Origin of the sequence: Xanthobacter sp. YC-JY1, from assembly GCF_021730305.1 — a bacterium.
In the GTDB taxonomy this organism is placed as follows: Bacteria; Pseudomonadota; Alphaproteobacteria; order Rhizobiales; family Xanthobacteraceae; genus Xanthobacter; species Xanthobacter flavus.
On record NZ_CP032674.1, the window covers coordinates 3,016,696 to 3,035,984 of the forward strand.

The 19,289-nt window shown below is 69.8% G+C and carries 11 protein-coding genes; all 11 read right to left on the bottom strand.

The genetic code is table 11. The annotated features are described in order from the left end of the window. Nucleotides 1-18: 18 nt before the first annotated feature. Nucleotides 19-696, bottom strand: coding sequence for an isochorismatase family protein (locus D7006_RS14070; RefSeq protein ID WP_237353476.1), 678 nt, complete (start codon nucleotides 694-696; stop codon nucleotides 19-21). Continuing rightward, the gene (locus D7006_RS14075) at nucleotides 696-2,330 is read right to left on the bottom strand and encodes a (2,3-dihydroxybenzoyl)adenylate synthase (RefSeq protein ID WP_237353477.1); all 1,635 of its coding nucleotides are present in this window, start codon (nucleotides 2,328-2,330) and stop codon (nucleotides 696-698) included. Before D7006_RS14075 ends, D7006_RS14070 begins: the two co-directional genes overlap by 1 nt. Beyond that, a complete protein-coding gene (locus D7006_RS14080; RefSeq protein ID WP_237353478.1) occupies nucleotides 2,327-3,571 on the bottom strand; it encodes an isochorismate synthase MenF in 1,245 nt (414 codons plus the stop codon). Before D7006_RS14080 ends, D7006_RS14075 begins: the two co-directional genes overlap by 4 nt. A 29-nt stretch (nucleotides 3,572-3,600) precedes the next feature. Further along, nucleotides 3,601-10,794 carry a non-ribosomal peptide synthetase gene (locus tag D7006_RS14085; RefSeq protein WP_237353479.1) on the bottom strand — a complete coding sequence of 2,398 codons (7,194 nt, stop codon included), beginning with the start codon at nucleotides 10,792-10,794 and terminating at the stop codon, nucleotides 3,601-3,603. A 16-nt stretch (nucleotides 10,795-10,810) separates the two neighbouring features. Next, entirely contained in the window at nucleotides 10,811-11,014 is a 204-nt protein-coding gene (locus D7006_RS14090) for an MbtH family protein (protein WP_237353480.1), read from the bottom strand. 10 nt (nucleotides 11,015-11,024) lie between these two features. Next, complete coding sequence (locus D7006_RS14095) at nucleotides 11,025-11,294, bottom strand: phosphopantetheine-binding protein (RefSeq protein WP_237353481.1); 270 nt, start codon at nucleotides 11,292-11,294, stop codon at nucleotides 11,025-11,027. A gap of 153 nt (nucleotides 11,295-11,447) precedes the next feature. After that, nucleotides 11,448-13,355 (bottom strand): ABC transporter permease, encoded by a 1,908-nt coding sequence (locus tag D7006_RS14100; RefSeq protein WP_237353482.1) that lies wholly within the window; start codon nucleotides 13,353-13,355, stop codon nucleotides 11,448-11,450. A 26-nt stretch (nucleotides 13,356-13,381) separates the two neighbouring features. Next, nucleotides 13,382-14,581, bottom strand: coding sequence for an efflux RND transporter periplasmic adaptor subunit (locus tag D7006_RS14105; RefSeq protein WP_237353483.1), 1,200 nt, complete (start codon nucleotides 14,579-14,581; stop codon nucleotides 13,382-13,384). 3 nt (nucleotides 14,582-14,584) lie between these two features. Beyond that, nucleotides 14,585-15,832 (bottom strand): enterobactin transporter EntS, encoded by a 1,248-nt coding sequence (gene entS / locus D7006_RS14110; protein ID WP_237353484.1) that lies wholly within the window; start codon nucleotides 15,830-15,832, stop codon nucleotides 14,585-14,587. A 551-nt stretch (nucleotides 15,833-16,383) separates the two neighbouring features. Further along, on the bottom strand, nucleotides 16,384-18,180 hold the full coding sequence (locus D7006_RS14115) for a sigma-54-dependent Fis family transcriptional regulator (protein ID WP_237353485.1): 1,797 nt from the start codon (nucleotides 18,178-18,180) through the stop codon (nucleotides 16,384-16,386). 97 nt (nucleotides 18,181-18,277) lie between these two features. After that, nucleotides 18,278-19,279 (bottom strand): 2Fe-2S iron-sulfur cluster-binding protein, encoded by a 1,002-nt coding sequence (locus D7006_RS14120; protein ID WP_237353486.1) that lies wholly within the window; start codon nucleotides 19,277-19,279, stop codon nucleotides 18,278-18,280. Nucleotides 19,280-19,289 lie beyond the last annotated feature (10 nt).

Below are 19,289 nucleotides of genomic sequence, written 5' to 3' on the forward strand. Positions count from 1 at the left end.
AGTACCTCCCGCGACGGGTCACAGGACATCCATAGCCTGCTGCGCGACCAGCGGCACACCGCACACGTCCGCAACGTAAGCAATTGCGGAATCGTGCTTTTCCCGAGAGAAGTCGGCGACCGCATCGGCGATGAAGAAGGGCTCGATGTCGCGCATGAAGGCGTCGGCGGCGGTGAGCAGGCAGCCAATGTGGGCGTAGACGCCGCAGATGACGAGCTGGTCACGGCCGCGGGCGCGCATCAGCGCTTCAAGATTGCTCCGCTGGAATCCACTGTACCGGTGTTTGACAAGCACGATGTCCGTATCGTTCGGGGCCAGTTCAGGCACGATCGGGCGGTGTTCAGTAGGGTCAGTCATGCCGGCGCCCCAGAGATCGGCCTGGAGCCCCCGGTCGCGCCGGTCCTGCTTCACCTCCTGCGCGGTGTAGAATATCGGGATACCTGCGCCGCGGCAGTGCGCAACCAGTCGGGCGATGTTGGCGACAACCGGCGCGAGGGGGCTCTCTTCCGCGGCGTAGGGACGCAGGAAATAGCGCTGCATGTCGTGCACCAGCAGCGCCGCCCGCTGACGCTCGGCGACCCAGGGCGCGCGCGCCTTCGGCAAGTCGGACTGGGTGGGCAGCGCATAGGGGGCGATGGCAGGAAGGCCGGGCCGCGGGGTGACGGCGGCCATGGTGCGGGCGGTTGCGGCGGACATCAGGCGGTTTCCTTCTCGCGGGCGATGAGCATGTCCCTTAGTCGGGCGCGCAGCTCCTTGCGGCTGACCTTGCCAGCGGCGGTGGTGGCGAAGGCGTCCACCAGCACCACCTGGTTCGGCACCTTGAACGGGGCGATATCGCGCCCGCGCATGAAGGCCTTCACCTCCGAAGCCTTCAGCCCCGGCACCTTGGCGATGACGAAGGCGCAGCTGCGCTCTCCGAGCATGGGGTCGGGCATGGCCACCACGGCAGCATCAAAGATGGCGGGATGGGCGAGGAGATGGTCCTCCACCTCCTCGGCCGAGATCTTCTCGCCAGCGCGGTTGATGTGGTCGCCCGCCCGCCCCTGCACGTCGAGATAGCCGCCGGGCAGGCGCCGCACGATGTCGCCGGTGCGGTAGAAGCCGTCCGCCGTGAAGCTCCGCGCATTGGCGGCGGGGTCGTCGTAATAGGCGCGGATGGTATAGGGGCCGCGCGTCAGCAGATGCCCCGGCGTGCCGTCCGGCACGGGATGGCCAAGGTCGTCCACCACCAGCACCTCGTCGTCGGGGCTGATGGGGCGGCCCTGGGTCTCGATCACCGCCGCGTCGGGGTCGTCGAGCCGGGTGTAGTTCACCAGCCCCTCAGCCATGCCGAACACCTGCTGGAGCGCGCAGCCGAGAGTGGGCCGCACCCGCCGCGCCGCCTCGGGCGCGAATTTGGCGCCGCCCACCTGAAGCACCTCCAGGCTGGAAAGATCGTGCCCCGTCGTCGCCGCCGCCTGCATCCACAGGAGCGCCAGGGGCGGCACGAGGCCGGTGAGCGTGACCTTCTCGCGGGCGATGAGGGGAAAGGCCACCTCCGGGCTCGGCGCCGGCGCCAGCACCACGCGGCCGCCCGCATGGAGCGTGCCCATGTGGCCCGGCGAGCTCATGGGAAAATTGTGCGCCACCGGCAAAGCGGCGAGATAGACCGTGCGGGCGGTGACACCGCAGATCTCATTGCTGGCGCGGAAACTGTAGATGTAGTCGTCATGGGTGCGGGGAATGAGCTTCGGCAGGCCTGTGCTGCCACCGGAAATCTGCAGGAAGGCGACCGAGGCCGGATCGGGATCGTCCGGCAAGGGTCCAGCGCCGGTCACGGCGTCGAGGGGCAAAAAGCCATCCAGGCCATCCCCCTCCCCCGCAATCACCACATGGCGCAGCGCCGGGGCCTCGACCCTGAGGGCGCGGGCGAGCGGGCGATAGTCGAAGCCGGCATAGTGGTCGCAGGCCACATAGCCGGCCGCCTCCGAGCGCCGGGCGAGATGGGCCACCTCGGCAAGGCGGTGGGCCGCCAGCGCATAGACCGGCACAAGCCCGGCGCGGAACAGGCCGAAGACGACGGAAAAGAACTCCGCCACATTGCCGAGTTGCACCAGCACCCGCGCCCCGGGCGCGAGCCCGAGGGCGAGGAATCCGGCCGCATGGGCCTCGGCGCGGCGGTTCAGCTCGCCATAGGTCCAGCGCCGCTCCCCGTCCACGATGGCCACGGCGTCGGGCCGCTCCGCCGCCTGCCGCCGGAGCATGGCGGGGAAGGTCTCGCCGCGCCAGTAGCCGGCGGCCCGGTAGCGGGCGGCGAAGGCCTCGGGCCAGATCTGCCGGGGGCTGCTCACGAGCGGGCTCCGGGTGTCGCGGCAATTCCGAGCGCGTTCAGCAGGGCGCCGAACTTGGCGGCCGTCTCCTCGGTTTCCGCCTGCGGGTCGGAGCCGGGCACGATCCCGGCCCCGGCATAGAGGCGGGCCGTGGCGCCGGAGATTTCCGCACAGCGGATGGTTACGTACCAGGCGCCGTCGCCGCGCCCGTCACACCAGCCCGCCGTCCCGGCATAGAAATCCCGGTCATAGCCTTCGAGCGTGCCGATGTGACGGGCGGCCGCCGCGCGGGGCACGCCGCACACGGCGGGGGTCGGGTGCAGCGTGGCGGCGAGCAGAGCGGCGGAGTGGTCGGGGTCCTTAAGGTCGCCCTTGATGCGGGTGCCGAGGTGCCACATGCTGGCCGTGCTGGCGAGGGCCATCCCCTCCGGCCGGAACAGGCGGCGGCAGAATGGCGCCAGCGTATCGAGGATGAATTCCACCACGAGGGCATGTTCGCGCCGGTCCTTGCCCGATGCGGCGAGACCGGCCGCGGCGGCCGCGTCCTCGGCAAGGTCGGCCCGGCGGCGGGCGGAACCGGCGAGCGGATGGGAGGAGATGCGTGCTCCGGATTTCGCCAGCAGCAGTTCCGGCGTCGCTCCGGCCATCACGCGAGGCACGCCGTCGCGTGGCAGCAGGGGCACGAGGAAGGCCGTGACCGCGGGATCGACGGCCAGCCGGCGGAACAGGGCCGGCAGGTCGATGGCATGGTCGGCGGTGGCGAGGAGGCTGCGGGACAGCACGATCTTCCTGAGCCCGCCAGGCTGGCCCGCCTCCACCGCCATTTGCGCGAGGGCCTTTTGCACCGACGCGGCGTAGCCCTCTGCGGAGGGCTCCGGAACGAGCTGCCAGCCCTGGCCGGGCGCGGCCGGCACCGGGCTCAGCGGCGCGGCGCAGCGCACCGCCTCGGCGGCCTGCCAGAGGCAATCCCCGGCGCCGCGATCGAACGGCAGGGCGCCCGCCACCACGGCCTCGCGGCCCGCCTCCCCGAAGAAGGCATCCAGCCGCGCACCCAGCGTGTCCGCCGCGCCGCGTGGCAGCGCCGCGGCGGCGCCGGTGCCATGCAGCAGTCGTCCGCGCGACTGGAAGGCGAACACGCTTCCCGCCGCGCCGGGACACGGGGCGGGGTCCAGCGCCGGCAGCGCGCCGAAAGCACGCAGCGGAGCGGGACGCAGGGACGCAGGAGCGGGTGGACGGACTGTGGGACGTGCCAGCACATTCATGGCCGACCTCCGTGCAGGTGAAAGGGAAACTAGCCCGCCATCTGGCTGGCACGGCTCAGGCTTCGCCGCTGGCCCGCGTCGCTCTCCTCGATCAGCGCATTGAGCAGCGGACCGAGGATTTCCAGGGAGGCGGGGGAAACGATGTCCTCGTGCGAGCAATGGGCGAGACGATGGATGGAAAGCTGCCCGACCCGGGGCTTCCACGCCCCCTCGGGGTCGATCTCCGGCAGCATGGATTTCATGGCCACGAACAAGGTGACGTGGCCGTCGTAGTCTTCCGTCCGCGCCTGAGACAGCAATGTCACGGCGTCCCGGTAGTTCTCGAAGATGTGGCCGAACATTTCTTCCTTCTCGCGGCGGAAATCGTCGTCCATGACGTCGGCCATGGCCTCGTTGATGAACCTTTCCTGCTCGCGCTCGGCGCCGATATTGGCCTGTGCGCCCTCGGGATCGCTCCAGTCGTGGGCCTCGGCGGGATAGGTGTCGAGCAGGCCGAGGAAGCGCACCTCCTCGCCCAGACGGCGCAGGCGCACCGCCATGCCGTAGGCGATGGTGCCGCCCAGCGAATAGCCGAGGAGATAATAGGGGCCGCTCGGCTGCACCTCGCGCAGGATGGCGAGTTGGCGGTCGCACACTTCGTCCATGTCGGCGCCCGTGGCGATGGGGCCGAGGGGCCGCGGCGACTGAAGGCCGACGATGGGCATGTCGCGCCGCAGATAGCGCGACAGCACGCTGTACTGCCACGACACCCCGGACGCCGGATAGATGCAGACGAGCGGCGCGCCGCGCCCCTCGCGCAGGCGGACGACAAGATCGAAGCCGCTTTTCGCCATGCCGCCCACGATGTCGCCGGCGACGAGATGCTCGGCGAGCCGCGCGACGGTGGGCATCAGCACGATCTGGCCCACGGAGACCTGCCGCTTCAGCTCGCGCCGGATGCGCGCGGCGAGTCGCATGGCCAGCAGGGAATGCCCGCCGAGGGCGAAGAAGTCGTCGTCCGCGGCGACGCTCTCGCGCTCCAGCAGATCGGCGAAGATGGCGGCGAGGCGGCTCTCCAGCCCCTCCGCCGGCGGACGGCCGCCCGTTCCGGCGTCAGAAAGGTTCGGCAGCGGCAGGGCCTTGCGGTCGAGCTTGCCGTTGGGCGAGACCGGGACGGCATCGAGGGTCACCAGCGCCGCCGGCACCATGTGGGCGGGCAGCACCGCCTTCAGGGCAGCCCGCACCGCATCGAGGTCGAGGGCCGCGCCGGGGGCCGGCACCAGATAGCCGACAATCTGGCGCGCATCGGCCCCCGCCACGGTCACCGCCCCGCCGAGGCTCGCCGCATGGGCGATGGCGCGGGCCACGCCCGGCAGCCTCTCCATCTGCGCCTCGATCTCGCCCAGCTCCACGCGCTGGCCGCGGATCTTGATCTGGTGGTCGGTGCGGCCGAGATACTCCACCTCGCCGCTCGCCAGCCAGCGGGCTACGTCGCCGGTGCGGTACATGCGCGCGCCCTCGGCGAAGGGATCGGCGACGAACCGCTCGGCGGTGAGGCCGGGGCGGTTGAGATAGCCGTGGCCGAGTTGCACGCCGCACAGATAAAGCTCGCCCGCGCCCCCCACCGGCACCGGTCGCAGATGATGGTCGAGGATGCGCAGCGCGGTGTTCCACACCGGTCGTCCGATGGGCACGCCCCCCTCGCCCTCGGCGAGCGGCCCGGTGGCAGGCGCGGAGGTCACGTCCACGGCGGCCTCGGTGGGACCGTAGAGATTGTGCAGCCGGGCCTCCGGCAGAGCGGCGGCAAAGCTGCGGGCAAGGCCCTTCCCCAGCGCCTCGCCGCTGGCGAACACCGTGCGCAGGCTGCGGCAGTCGGTCCCCCGTCCGGCGTCTTCCACCGCATCGAGGAAGAGGACGAGCATGGACGGCACGAAATGCAGCGTCGTCACGCCATGGGTGGCGATGAGGCCGATGAGCGCGTCGGGATCGCGGTGCGCCTCCGGCGGCGGCATCACCAGCCGCGCGCCGACGACGTAGGACCAGAAGAATTCCCACACCGAGACATCGAAGCCGCACGGCGTTTTCTGCAGCACCACGTCGCTGCCATCGAGCGGATAGGCGTGCTGCATCCACAGGATGCGGTTGACGATGGCCCGGTGCGGGATCACCGCCGCCTTGGGCCGGCCGGTGGTGCCGGAGGTGTAGAGCACATAGGCCGGATGATCGGGCGCGAGGCCATCCGTCGGCACGTGTTCCCCGGCCTCGACATCGGGGTCGGCGAGGATATCGAAGACCAGTGCCGGCATGTGCTCCGGAAGCAGGGCGCGCGTTGCGCTGTCGGTGACGACGAGCCGGGGCGCGGCGTCGTCGAGCATGTAGGCGAGCCGTTCGGAGGGATAGCCGAGGTCGAGGGGCAGGAAGGCGGCGCCCGCCTCGATCACCGCCAGCAAAGCGAGGCTGAGCCGCGCCGAGCGCGGCAGCGCCACCGCCACCACGTCGCCGGGCCGGACCCCGGCCGCGCGCAGGTCCCGCGCGAGGCGCAGCACCTGGTGGCGGACCTCCCTGAAAGTCAGGGCACCGGCCTCGTCGACCAGCGCCACCGCCTCCGGCGTGCGCGCCGCCTGCGCCACCAGGAGGTCACGCAGGGTGAGCGCAGGCAGCGGCCGCTCCGTGGCGTTGACGGACGCCATGAAGGCGAGGTCCTCGGCGGAGGCCATGGGGAGCGCGGCGAGCGGCAGGCCGGGCGCGGTGGCGAGGGCCTCGAGGAGGCCGGCGATGCGCCGGACGAAGGCGCCGGCATCGGCCAGGGCGCCCCGGTTTTCCACCAGCAGCGTCAGCGCCGCGCCGGGCAGCACCAGCAAGGCGAGCGGATAATGGCTGTAGCCGCGGTTGCGGATGTCGGCGAGCCTGAGGCCGGCCATGTCCTGGTCGAGATAGTCGCTGTCGGGATAGTTCTCCACCACCAGAAGGGTATCGAACAGGGCGCCGCTGCCGGCGGCTTCCTGGATCTCGCCGAGCCCCAGGCCGTCGTGCTCCATCAGCCGGGCGTGGCGGGACTGCATGGCCTCCATCTGGTCCCACAGGCTCGCGCCGGCCTCGAGACGGACGCGGACGGGGACGGTGTTGAGGAACAGGCCGACCTGAGCCTCGATCCCGGGCACCTGCGCGGCGCGGCCGGAGACGGGGGTGCCGAACACCACGTCATCGCGCCCTGCCATGACACCGACCACTGCCGCCCACACCGCCTGCATGAGAACGTTGAGCGTGACCCCGCGCCGACGCGCCTCGCCGAGCAGCGCCTCGGTCCGCTCGGGGCTCAGCGCGAAGACGGCCTCCTCCACGGTGCCGGTGGGCGGGACCTGCTCAAACAACCGGCACGGAGCCACGCCGGCGAGCGCCTCCGCCCATATCGACCGGCTTTCCGAGAGGTCCCGTGCCGCCAGGGTTCGCACCACCTCCCCGTAGGAGACCGGCAGCGCCGGAAGCGGAGCGTCCTCGCGATAGGCGCGGATGACGTCACGCAGCAGGAGCGGCGTGGACCAGCCGTCGATCATCAGGTGATGGACGAGGACGATAAGCACATGGCGCTCGGGCGCGAGGCGCACGAGGTCGGCATGGACAAGCCGCCGGAAGGCGGGCGCGACGAGGCTGCGCTCCCCTGCCCCGGTTTCGATCCGTTCGAGGGCGGCGGCGCGGGCGCCGGGCTCCAGCGCCAGGAGGTCATGGACGGCGAAGGGCCACAGGGCCCCCTCCCCTGGTTCCGGCACCACCAGCAGCGGCTCCTCGCCCGCCGTGTCGAACAGCCCGCCGAGCTGGGGATGCCGGCGCATCACCGCATCGAACGCCCGCCTGAGGCGCGGCACGTCGAGGGGACCTTCCAGCTCGATGCGGGTGAAGGCGTTGTAATTGTCCGCCTGTCCGCCGAGCTGGGCGTGGAACAGCATGCCCTTCTGCGTCGGCAGCACCGGCAGAACCTCGTCGATGGCGCCGTAGCGCGCCTTGAGCGCGATCATCTCCATCTGCGCCACCCGGTGCTTCGGCGCGGGCGTCGCCGCGGCGGCGGGCGCAATGGCCGTCATGGCATGGGCCATGCGGCGGGGATCACGGCACAGGAAGACATCCCGCGGGCGCAGGGAAAAACCTTCCCCGCGCAGGAGATTGCAGAGCACGATGGCGCTGATGCTGTCGCCCCCCAGGGCGAAGAAGTCGCTTTCGGCATCCACGGCCGGCAATTTGAGGGCCGCCGCCATGGCCCGGGCCACGCGCATCTCCTCGGGTGTCGATGGCGCAACGGCCACCGCTGCGGACGGAGATGGGAGGCGGGCGCGGTCCACCTTCCCATTCACATTGAGCGGGAAGGCCTCCAGGATCGTGACGATGGCCGGCACCATATAGTCCGGCAGGCGATCCCTGAGCGAACTGCGCAGGTCCTGGGCGCGCCAGCCCCGCGCGCGGGGATCGTCCACGCCTTCCAGCGTGCAATAGGCGAGGAGACGGTGGCTCTCGTTGATGGGCTCGGCCACCACCAGCGCGGTCTCCACGCCAGGCAGCGCGGCCAGCGCGCTCTCGACCTCCGACAGCTCGACGCGGTAGCCGCGGATCTTCACCTGATGATCGGCGCGGCCGAGGAATTCGATCTGACCATCCGCTGTCCAGCGCACCAGATCGCCCGTGCGATACATGACCCCGCCGTCGGCGGCCGGATCAGCCACGAACCGCTCGGCGGTGAGGCCGGGCCGGCCGCAATAGCCGCGGGCGAGGCCCGGTCCGGCGATGTAGAGTTCGCCCACCGCACCGGTGGGAACGGCATCAAGCCGCCGGTCAAGGACCCGGACGCACGTATTGCCGATGGGCCGCCCCACGACAGGAACCAGAGTCTCGTGGATGTCGGCGCGCAGCGTGTCCACGGTGTATTCGGTCGGTCCATAGAGATTGTGGGCGTGAAGGGCCGGATGGCGCCGCAGGGCGCTCCACAGGCTGGGCGACGCCGCCTCTCCGCCGATCAACAGCACGGTCGGATGGTGGCTTCCGCCCTCCATCAGCCCCGAGCCCAGCATCTGCGCGCAGAAGGACGGCGGAAGGTCGAACGCGTCGATCGATCGCTCGCGCATGTGCGCGACGAGCGCGTGGGCATCGCGCCGCAGGTCTTCGTCGATGACGTGCAGTTCCTGCCCCAGGATCATCCAGAACAGCTGGAGCCAGGAGGAATCGAAGGCGAAGGAATGGGTGTGCGCCGCCCTGAGCGCGCGGCCCGGATGCTGGGCGCGGAACGCCGCGAGGCCGGGGCCGTAGATGTCGCGCCTGTGCGACGAGACGAGGTTGAGAAGCGCGCCGTGGGTATCCATCACCCCCTTGGGGCGTCCGGTGGAGCCCGAGGTGAAGATGAGGGCCGCCACGTCTTCCGCGCGGATCGGCCGGGTGCGTTCGTCGGCGCGGATCGCCATGCCGGACAGGCTGGCGAGCATGGCGGAAAATACCGGGTCATCGAGGCACAGCGCCCGGACGCCGGCCGGCACGTGGCGGGCCGCTGCTTGCGTGGTCAGCGCCAGCCGGGGGCGCGCATCGGCGCACATGGCGGCGAGGCGCTCCGCCGGATGATCGAGGTCGAGCGGCATATAGGCGCCGCCGCTGGTCAGCACCGCCATGAGGGCAACCACCGCGTCGGCCGAGCGCGGCAGGGCGACCGCCACCGGCTCGCCCGGCCGAACGCCCTCAGCCATCAGACGGCGCGCCAGCCGGAACGCCTGCGCCGACAGCGCCGCGAAGGTGAGCCGCCGCGCCCCGCAGACGAGGGCGACCGCCTCGGGCGTGCGGGCGGCCTGCGACACGAAGAGGTCAAGGATCGTCGCCGCGCGATCGAGCGGCGGCGTCGGCACGCCTTCCGCCCAGCGGGCGAGGGCGCCGGCCTCCTGCGGCCCCATGACGGGCAGCGCGCAGACCGGGGTTAGGGGCTCCTGCCGGAAGGCCTCCAGCAGGCATTCCAGCCGGGCGCCGTGGAGCGTGAGATCGACCGGGGCATAACGGCCCGAATCCGCGCGCAGCTCCAGTGTGATCCGGCCGTGATGGATCTGCAGGCCGAATTCGATGTCGTCCACCGGGCCGGTGGCGATGTGGCGGGTGGTGCCGCGCACCCCGCCGAAGTCGAGGTCGTAGTCGAACAGGCGATAATTCACCACCGGGCCATAGAGCGCCCGGCCGCTGCCCACATAGCCGAGGTCGCGCTGGATCTGCTCGGCGTCGTAGCGCTGGTGGCGCCGCACCTCGCGCAGGGCGGCCTTCACCCGCTCCGACGTGTGGAGCAGACCGGCGGCCGGATCAATCTCGATGCGCACCGGCAGGACATTGACCGTCGGCGCGACGGCAGCGGCAGCGGCAGAACCCATTCGGCGCATGAAGGGCACGCCCAGCACCTGCTGCGTCCCGCCGCCCATGCGGTGGAGATAGGCCGCCACCGCAGCCATCAGGATGTCGAACACCGCGACGCCGGCTTCAGCGGCGATGGCCTCCAGCGCCGGCAGCATCTCCTTTGGAAAGGTGCGGCTGGACGCGATAATGCGGGCGGGCGCCGCCTCCGCCGGACCGGCGCCGAGGCGGGCCGACAGATCGCACGGGGGCGGAAGATCCCGGCAATAGGCGCCCCAGAAGGCGCGATCGCGACCGCAGGCCGGGGAGGCGATATAGGCGTAATGCTCCTCCACCACGGCAGCGGCGCCGGTGAAGGGCGAAGGCCCCGCCGGCCGCCCCTCCGTCCGCGCCGTATAGATCTCGGCGATGCGGCGCGTGAGGGCGGTGAAGCTGAAGCCGTCCAGCATCAGATGGTGATAGCGTTGGTACCAAAGCCAACGCGGCGGCGCCCCGTCCGGCGCAAGCCGCATGAGCACCTGCCGGCAAAGCGGGCGCGCGCCGTTCGCGGGCAGGCTCTCGGCGATGTCCTCAGCCATCAGCGCCTGCGCCGCCGCCACGGGATCGGCGGTGCCGGAAAGATCAAGATGCTCCAGCCTCCCACCAGCCGCCGCGCTGACCTGCGGCAACACCTGCCAGGTACCCGCCTCGTCCGAGAAGAAGCGCGCGCCGACGGTGTCCGCCTCGGCGAGGCCGGACGCAACCGCATCCGCGAAGGCGTCGATCGCGATGGGACCGTCGAGTTCCACCGCGTGGGCGATGACATAGGTGTTGCCCCGCCGGTCGATCTGGTCGGCGAGCCAGATGCCCAGCTGGGTGCTGACGAGGGGGAGCATGCGCATGGGAAACGTCTTCCGGTCAGCCGGCAATGGGCATCAGGTCGCGCCATTCGCTCTCGATGAAAGCGAGGCAGGACGCGCGTGCGTCCGGGCCGTGCACGATGCGCCAGCCCGGCGGCGGCGCGCGGAACGTGGGCCACAGGCTGTACTGGCCGGCGGCATTCACCAGCGCCAGGAACGCGCTGCGCTCATCGTCGAAAGGGTTGACGTGCTGGTCGTCCACCGTCGCCTCCTCACGCTGCGTTGGTGGACTTGCTCTTGAGCAGGTCCCAGAGGGCATCGAGGGTGGCGCAGCGGGAGAGTTCGACGAAGCTCACCTCCACATGCGCGGCCTTCCACTCGCTGACGAGCTGCATGGCGGCGATGGAGTTCAGGCCGAAATCCATGAGGTTGTCATCGTCCGCGGGCTCCTCGTCGAGGAAGCGCCGCAGCTGGGCACGCAGCGCGTCCTTGGACAAGGGAGCGGCAGGGCCAGGCTCGGCAAGGCACGTATCGGAGATCAAGGCGTCATCCTTCCGGTGAAGGTGATGTGCAGATAACCGGCACTGTGCACCCGCATCGCGCGACGGCGTGAGGCGCCCGGAAGGAAAAAAGCCATGAATGATCGTCAAATACTGTAGATTTGTTCAAATGAACAGATCTATATTTGCAGTCTGCTATTCGTGCGCCAGCGCCACCACGGGGTCGAGCCGCGCCGCGCGGTCGGCCGGCATGGTGCCGAACACGAGGCCGGTGCCGATGGCGGCGGCAAGCGCCAGCGCGATGGCCTTCAGCTGGAACACGACGGAAAAGCCCAGCATCAGCGCCGCGCCGATACCGGTGCCGAGCCCCAGCGCCACCCCCGCGAGGCCGCCCACGGCGGCGAGGATCATCGCCTCGGCCAGGAACTGGCTGCGAATGTCGGCGGCGGAGGCGCCCACCGCCATGCGGATACCGATCTCGCGCGTGCGCTCCGTGACGCTCATGAGCATGATGTTCATGACGCCGATGCCGCCCACCAGCAGCGACACCGAGGCGACCACCGCCAGCAGCCCGGCCATGGCCGACTGGGTCTGCGCCAGCGCGGCGATGCGGCTTGCCATGTCGTTGACGAAGAAATCCTCCATGCGATGGCGCGCCGCCAGCGTTTCGGTGATGAGGCGCTTGGTTTCGGCGAGGCGCGCTGTGTCCTTCACGGTAATCTGGATGCCGCCGAGGTCGGTGGAGCCGATCAGCCGGCTCGCGGCTGTGGACAGCGGCAGCACCGCCCGGTCGTCGCGGTCCATGCCACGCTCGTCCGGGCCCTTGGGTTCGAGAACGCCGGTGACGAGGAAAGGGATGCCGTTGGCCAGCACGTGGCGCCCGGTCGGGTCGGCGACGCCAGGAAAAAGCCGCGCCGCCACCGCGGCGCCGAGCACCATCACCGGCGCCCCTGCCCGCTCGTCCGCCGTGGTGAAGAAGGAGCCCGGGCTGGTCCGCCAGCGGAACGTTTCGGGATAGGCAACTGAGGTGCCGAACGCCTCCGAGCGGATGGTGACGGCGCCCGCTGTGAGGGTGACGGTGGTCCAGCGGCCGGGGTTGACCGCCTTGACGTTGGGCAGGCTCTCCAGCGCCTGCGCGTCGGCGAGGGTCATGCGACCACCGGGCAGCGCCGGGTTGTCATTGTCCGGCATCACCACGATCCAGTCGGTGCCGGTGGCGGCGGCGCGGGCGAGCACCTCGCGGCGGGTGCCCTCGCCGATGGCCATCATGGCGATCACCGAGGCGGTGCCGATGACGATGCCGAGCAGGGTGAGCGCGGTACGGAACGGATTGCCGGAGAGCCCGGCGAGGGCGGAGCGCAACGCCTCGGACAAGGCGAACCAGGCCGGCGCAGCCCGCGCCGGCGCCATCGCCGTGGCGGGCGGCGCGACGACTTCCGGCCCCCCGCTGTCGCTGACGATCTGCCCGTCGCGGATCTCCACGATCCGCCGCGCACGGCGCGCCACTTCAGGGTCGTGGGTGATGAGGATAACCGTGTGGCCCTCCTCCGCGAGGGATTTCAAGAGGTCCATCACGGCGGCGCCGCTGGCGCTGTCGAGGGCGCCGGTGGGCTCGTCGGCGAGGATCACGCGCCCGCCGTTCATCAAAGCGCGGGCGATGGAGACACGCTGCTGCTGGCCGCCGGAGAGCTGGTCCGGCCGGTGGTCCAGCCGGTCCCCGAGGCCGAGCCGTGCAAGCAGGCCGGACGCGCGCTGGTCCCGCGCGGCGCCGTCGAGGCCGGCATAGACCGCCGGCAGCGCCGCATTGCTCCGCGCGCTCACGCCCGGCAACAGATGGTAGCGCTGGAACACGAAGCCGAACACGGCGCGCCGCAGCCGCGCCTGGGCATCGCGCGACAGGGTGCTCACATCCGCCCCGGCGAAGCGGTAGCTGCCGCCGCTCGGCCGGTCGAGCAGCCCGAGGATATGCATGAGCGTGGACTTGCCCGAGCCCGACTGCCCGACGATGGCGACGAATTCGCCGGCATGGATGGTGAGGTCGATGCCCCGCAGCACCTCGGTCGTCACCGACCCTTCGGTGAAGGCGCGGCGAATGCCGGACATGGCGATGAGCGGCTCGCGCGGCGCCGTCACTGGGTGAAGCGGATGGCGCTCCGCTCCTCCTGCGCGCGCTCGCCGGTGATGACGCGCTCTCCCTCGGCGAGCCCTTCCAGCACCTCCGCCTCGAAGCGGGTGCGCACGCCGATCCGAACCGCGCGGCCGACGATACCCTCCGGTCCGATGACCCGCACGGTGGCGCGGTCCCGCGCGCCCTCCACCGGCTTCAGCGCCGCAACGGGCACGATCAGCGCGTTCTCTGCCCGCGCGGTGACGAAGAAGGTCTGCGCGCTCATCTGCGGGCGCAGCTCGCCGTCCGGGTTGGGCACGTCGAACAAAGCGGTGTAGAGCACCACGCCGTTGCCGATGGCGCTGCCGGCGGAGGGCGGGGTACCGCCGGAGCCTGCCGCCTGCGCCGGGCCGGGCAGGATCTGCCGCACGGCGCTTTCCCAGCGCTTGTCGGGATGCCCGAGGGTGGAGAACCACACCGGCATGCCCACCTTAAGCCGTGGCACGTCCGCCTCCGCCACCTGCGTCCAGACCGTCATTACCGAGAGATCGGCGATGCGCAGCACTTGCGGCGTCTGGTAGGTGGCGACCAGGGTCTGGCCCTGCCGCGCCTCGACCGACACCACGGTCCCGGCCATGGGGGCGTAGATCTTGGTGTAGCGCAACTGCGCCTCGTTGGAGCGCAGGGTGGCCGCCAGCTGCCGGATCTGCGCGCGGGTCATCTCAAGCTGCGCGGCGGCGGCGGCCGACTCCATGGCGGCGCGGTCGTTCTCCTCGGTGCTGGTGAACTGGTTGCGCGCGAGGCGCGCCTGACGCTGTGCGCGGTCATTGGCGAAGCGGGCGCGGGCCTCCAGATCGATCAACTGGGCCTTGAGGCGGGCGATCTCGGCCTCGCCGGCCTCCACCTGCGCTTCCTGCAGGGTCGGGTCGATCTCTGCGAGAAGCTGGCCCTCCGCCACCCTGTCGCCCTCATGCACGTGGAGGCGCAGCAACTGTCCGGAGGCCTGCGCGCCCACGTCCACATAGTCGCGGGGCTGGAGACGACCGAGGGCGCTCACGCTCTCCTCGATGCTGCCACGACGAACCACCGCCGTGTCGAAGCGCGGTTCTTCGGAATTGGCGCCGGGCCGGGCATCAAGCACGAAGACCCCGGCCCCCAGCGCCGCCACCAGCGCCAGCAGCAGGCCGCCGCGCCGGTCGATACGGGTGGACAGCACGCCCACGGCCTAGCCTTCCGCCGCCGGCCGGCCCTCACCGGCAAGCGCGGGGTCCGGCTGTCGGTGCGGGTTGAAGCCGAGGCTCAGCAGCCCGCCGACCACCAGCGCGCCGAAGCCCATGACCATCAGGCCGGTCTTCGGCAGGGCCTGCGCCAGCGCGCCGATGCCGACCGCGCCAATGCTGTCGCCGGCGACATCCTGCGCCGCCCACAGGCTGTTGATGCGGCCGAGGAATTGGTCCGGCGTGTGGTCCTGGATGATGGTGTATTGCAGGAGAGAGGCGACCGAATTGGCGTAGCCATAGGCCACGAGGGCGCCGAGCATCGGCGCGATATGGCCCGCCGCACCGAGCGCGATCACGCTGGCGAAGGCGACGGCGCACAAGGCGGACATGGCAAGCTCTGGCCGGCGCAGGCCGTGCGCCCAGCCGCTCAGCATCGCGCCTAGGGTCGCGCCCAGCGGCACCGCCGAATGCATGAGACCGATCTCGAACGCGCCGCCCCCCAGCGTCTCCGAGACGATGGCCGGAAACAGGATGCGGATGGAGGTGGTGAAGGTCAGCAGCGTGCCCATGGCAAAGACGAAGAGCAGGCGCCGCTGGCGAAACAGGAAACCGAAGGCCGAGGCCATCATCCGCAGCGGATGCTGCGCCTCCTGTCGCTCCGGCGCCATGGACGGCAGTGAGAGGAGCGTCAGCACGGTGACGAGGGTGCCGACGGCCGCACCCACATAGTTCCAGAAAAGACCGTCCAGGGCGATGATCGCGCCGCCCACGGCGGGAGAGACGATGGTAGCGAAGCGCGTCACCAGCATGCCGAGCGCACCCGCCTGCATGATGTTCTCGCGCCCGACGATGAACGGCATGGCCGCCATGAGCGCCGACACGCCCAGCGCGCCGAAGAACCCGTCCCACAAGGCCAGCGCGTAGAGGATGGTCAGCGACGAAGACTCCATGACGCTGTTGAGCGCGAGGCCGAGAAAGCCGATCCCGCAGGTGGTCCGCGCGAACAGGATCAGGTCGCGCCGGTCGCATGTATCCGAGAGGACGCCGCCAATGAGCAGGCCCGCGAACATGCCGATGCCATCGAGCGCCGCCACCAGGCCGACCTGCACGGTCGAGCCCGTCAGCGTGAAAACCTGCACCGGCACGCTCACGGTGAGCAGGCCGAGGCTCATCAGCGAGATGCCACGGGCGATGAGCAGATTGCGAAAAGCAGGATTGCGCCGGAGCAACGACTGATCGACCAGGAACCTCACGACGTGCCTCGCATCAAGAATCCGGTGCGGCGCACAGGTGCGCGCGACGCCGCTGAGGTGGCCGGTTCAACATCTATAAAAGGATAAACATAGCTACCGCCTGAGGTCCACGGATGAAAGGATGACTGAGGCGTCAAATATCCTTGCGCAGGCGTATATTTTTGCAAATTAGATTAGAATTTATAAAATTATAGTATTTGATCAATCTATCTCAACCGGGATATTTCTCCCGCGCAGAAGGGAACGCCGGAGCATGCGGGGCCGATCTGTGGCCTGCCGCCGATTGAGTGTGTGAACGGCGTGCTGCGAACGCTGCACGCCGATGCGCCCGAGCATGACAGCCCAGCACGACGGCGACCCGGAGGCCTTCACCCGGAACGCGTCCATGGCGCTCTACGTGGCTCGCATTGCCCCTCGGGCCGAGATGCCGGAAGGAGCAACTTCAACCAGCACCAACTGGCGGCGGGATTCAAACCGAATGGCCTCCGGGGATCTGGGGCGATTTCTTCGCTGAGAAAAGCAAGAGCCAATCGATAGCCACACAGGAGCCGTCAACTGATGTTGTACTTCTTTAGCCGATAGGCGAGCGTCGGGCGGCTGATGCTGAGGAGGCGCGCAGCAAGGGAGAGGTTACCCTTCGCCTCCGACAAGGCGAGGCGCAGTATGCGGGCCTCGGTGTCGGCGAGAGGCTGGAGCGCGCCGCGTTCCGCCGCCTCGTCCAAATCGTCCGCTTCCGAGCTTTGCAGCAACGCGCCGTTCTTCTGCACCACGAAAGTGGTGTCGGTCACCTCCTCGCCGGTGGTGAAGAGGTGGCAGAGGTCCAGCGCGCCGCCCTCGTCGGCGAGGATGACAGCGCGCTCCACCAGATTTTCCATCTCGCGCACATTGCCGGGCCAATTGTAGGTGATGAGGGCGTCCACCGCCCGCTCGCGAAAGCCGGTGACACTCTTGCGGTGCTTCGCGCACGCGCGTCGCATGAACCAGTTCATCAGCAGGGGGATGTCGTCGCGCCGATCCCGCAGCGGCGGCACGCGGATGGGGAAGACGTTGAGGCGGTAGAACAGATCCTCGCGAAAGGTTCCATCCTTCACGGCATTCCGCAGGTTGACGTTGGTGGCCGCGATCACCCGCACGTCGACCTTGCGCACGCGGGAATCCCCCACCCGCTCGATCTCGCCTTCCTGCAGCGCGCGGAGCAGCTTGCCCTGGGCGGTGTAGCTGAGAGTGCCGATCTCGTCGAGGAACAGCGTGCCGCCGTGCGCGCGCTCGAACCGACCCGCTCGAGAGGCCGTGGCACCGGTGAAGGCCCCGCGCTCCACGCCGAACAGCTCGGACTCGATCAATTGCTCGGGGATGGACGCGCAATTGACCGCCACGAACGGGCCCTTGGCGCGGCAGCTGAGACGGTGGAGGTTGTGTGAGAAGATTTCCTTGCCTACCCCGCTCTCGCCGAGGAACAGCACGGTCGCCTCCGTGGGCGCGACCTTCTTCACCAAATGGCACACGGTGTTGAAACCGCTGGAGATGCCGACCATGCCGAAATCATTGTCCGGCAGCGCTACGTCGAGTGCCGCAAGGCGCGCGGTGGCGGGCAGCTTCCCGCTCGGGGCGGGATTGAACTTCACGAAGTCGCCGATCTGCAGGAAGCGCAGATCCTCGCGCGCCTCCTCGCCCCATTCCTCGGCAGGGCGGCCTATGACCCGGCACTTGGTGTGGCCGGTGCATTTGCATTCGAGTTCCCGCCACAGGATCGGCCGGCCCATGAAAGTGCTGGTATAGCCACAGGCATATCCCACCAGCATCCAGCAGGCCGGCTCGTCCCCAAGGCCATAGCTGGCGAGGTGCGCCTCGGCCTCGGCGCAGTCGATGAGATGGAAATCGCCGTAGTAGCGGCCGTTCGCCACATCGATGTCGAGCGCCACCGGCTCGCAATGGACGATCCCCTCCAGCGACACGAGCTGCGGGCCAGCGAGGAAACTGTCCAGCGTGTTCGATCCGGAACGCAGCTTCTTCGCCATCTTGGCGTCGTTGGCGCCGGCCTGATAGCCGATGCGGGTGATGAGACCGCGCGCGGTCTCCTTGCCGAGGCTCTCGATCAGTTCCTGGCGCAACGCGCCGAGGGAGCTGACGTGCATCAGCATCATGCGCTGGTCGTCGAGCCGGATACGCCCCTGCTGGGGGGCGAAACGCAAGCGGTCGGCGAGGTCGTGGATTTCCGGGACATGGATGTCCGAGAGGCTGGCCTCCGCCCGCGTCCAGACATCGGAGGAAGGCGCGCGCGCCTCCCCCGGCAGGCCGGTCTGCCGGTGCAGGCGACGCTTCAGTCGCGCGCTCCGCTCGTCTCTCATGGCGATGGCGAGGCCTCTCCCTGGTCGGCTTCTTGTTTTGACGCCGACAGTGCTGCCGGTCGTTTCCTCCGCCGCTCCAACGCCCGGAACGAAAAGCTCAGAAGAAGCGATCGAAATGGATGCGTGCGAGGGGCACGGTCCAGTTGACAATCAGAAGCTTCTGCAGCGCCTCCGTCATCGGCGGCGGACCGGCGAAATAGAATTCACATTCCGCTGCGCGGTGTCCCACCGCACGTTCCACCTCCTCATGGACGAAGCCGCGCACCCCGTCCCACCCGCTGTCGTCCGCCTCAGCCGAGAGAACCGGCGTGTATGCGGCAACGCCACCCTGCGCCGCCCCCATCAACGCTGGGAAGCACAGATCCTCACGCGTGCGCGCCCCTTCGAAGACGAAAAGCCGGCGCCCCGGCATCGCCTCCACCGCTGCCCGTGCCACCGACACCACCGGGCCGATGCCAGAGCCGCCGGCGATGCACACCACGTCGCGCGGCGCCTCGGCTCGAAAATGAGCATGGCCGTAGGGGCCGTCAAGTTCGAGCGTATCACCGATCTCAACCGCGTCGAACATCGCATTGCTGCCCCGCCCACCGGGAACCCGGCGAATGACGAAACGCCACTCGCCCTCCCCGTTGGGCAGGTTTGACATGGAATAGGCCCGTGCCCCCTCCGCCCCCGGCGGCCGGAAGATGGCATATTGGCCGGCGATGAAATGTGCCGGCTCGGCCGTCCTGAGCACGAATTCGGACATGCTGGAGGTCACGGGGCGCCGACAGGCGAGAACCGCCTTCATCCGGCGGGGCGGAACGGGCGGGCGATATTCCTCGCCGGTCCGCATTTTTATGGTGCAGTCGGAGCGCGGCCGCGACTGGCAGGCAAGGCGTTTGCCCCGCCGCCGATCGCGCTCGGAGAGGCCCGGCGCCTCCTCCCACAGCGTCTCCATCTCACCGGCGACGAGATCAAAGCGGCAGCTGCCGCATCCGCCCACGTTGCAGTCGTAGGGGAACCCCACGCCTGCGCGCAGCGCGCCCCTCAGCAGCGTGTCCTCGCCGGCGGAGACGTCGAAGCCGTCCCCGCCTTCCAGCGTGATCCGATGGCTCATGTCCGACGCC

What these genes read in the sequence shown, in the direction of transcription:
- D7006_RS14070 (WP_237353476.1), bottom strand. Translation starts at nt 696, where the DNA reads ATGTCCGCCGCAACCGCCCGCACCATGGCCGCCGTCACCCCGCGGCCC.
- D7006_RS14080 (WP_237353478.1), bottom strand. Translation starts at nt 3,571, where the DNA reads ATGAATGTGCTGGCACGTCCCACAGTCCGTCCACCCGCTCCTGCGTCC.
- D7006_RS14085 (WP_237353479.1), bottom strand. Translation starts at nt 10,794, where the DNA reads ATGCGCATGCTCCCCCTCGTCAGCACCCAGCTGGGCATCTGGCTCGCC.
- D7006_RS14100 (WP_237353482.1), bottom strand. Translation starts at nt 13,355, where the DNA reads ATGTCCGGCATTCGCCGCGCCTTCACCGAAGGGTCGGTGACGACCGAG.
- D7006_RS14115 (WP_237353485.1), bottom strand. Translation starts at nt 18,180, where the DNA reads ATGAGAGACGAGCGGAGCGCGCGACTGAAGCGTCGCCTGCACCGGCAG.
- D7006_RS14120 (WP_237353486.1), bottom strand. Translation starts at nt 19,279, where the DNA reads ATGAGCCATCGGATCACGCTGGAAGGCGGGGACGGCTTCGACGTCTCC.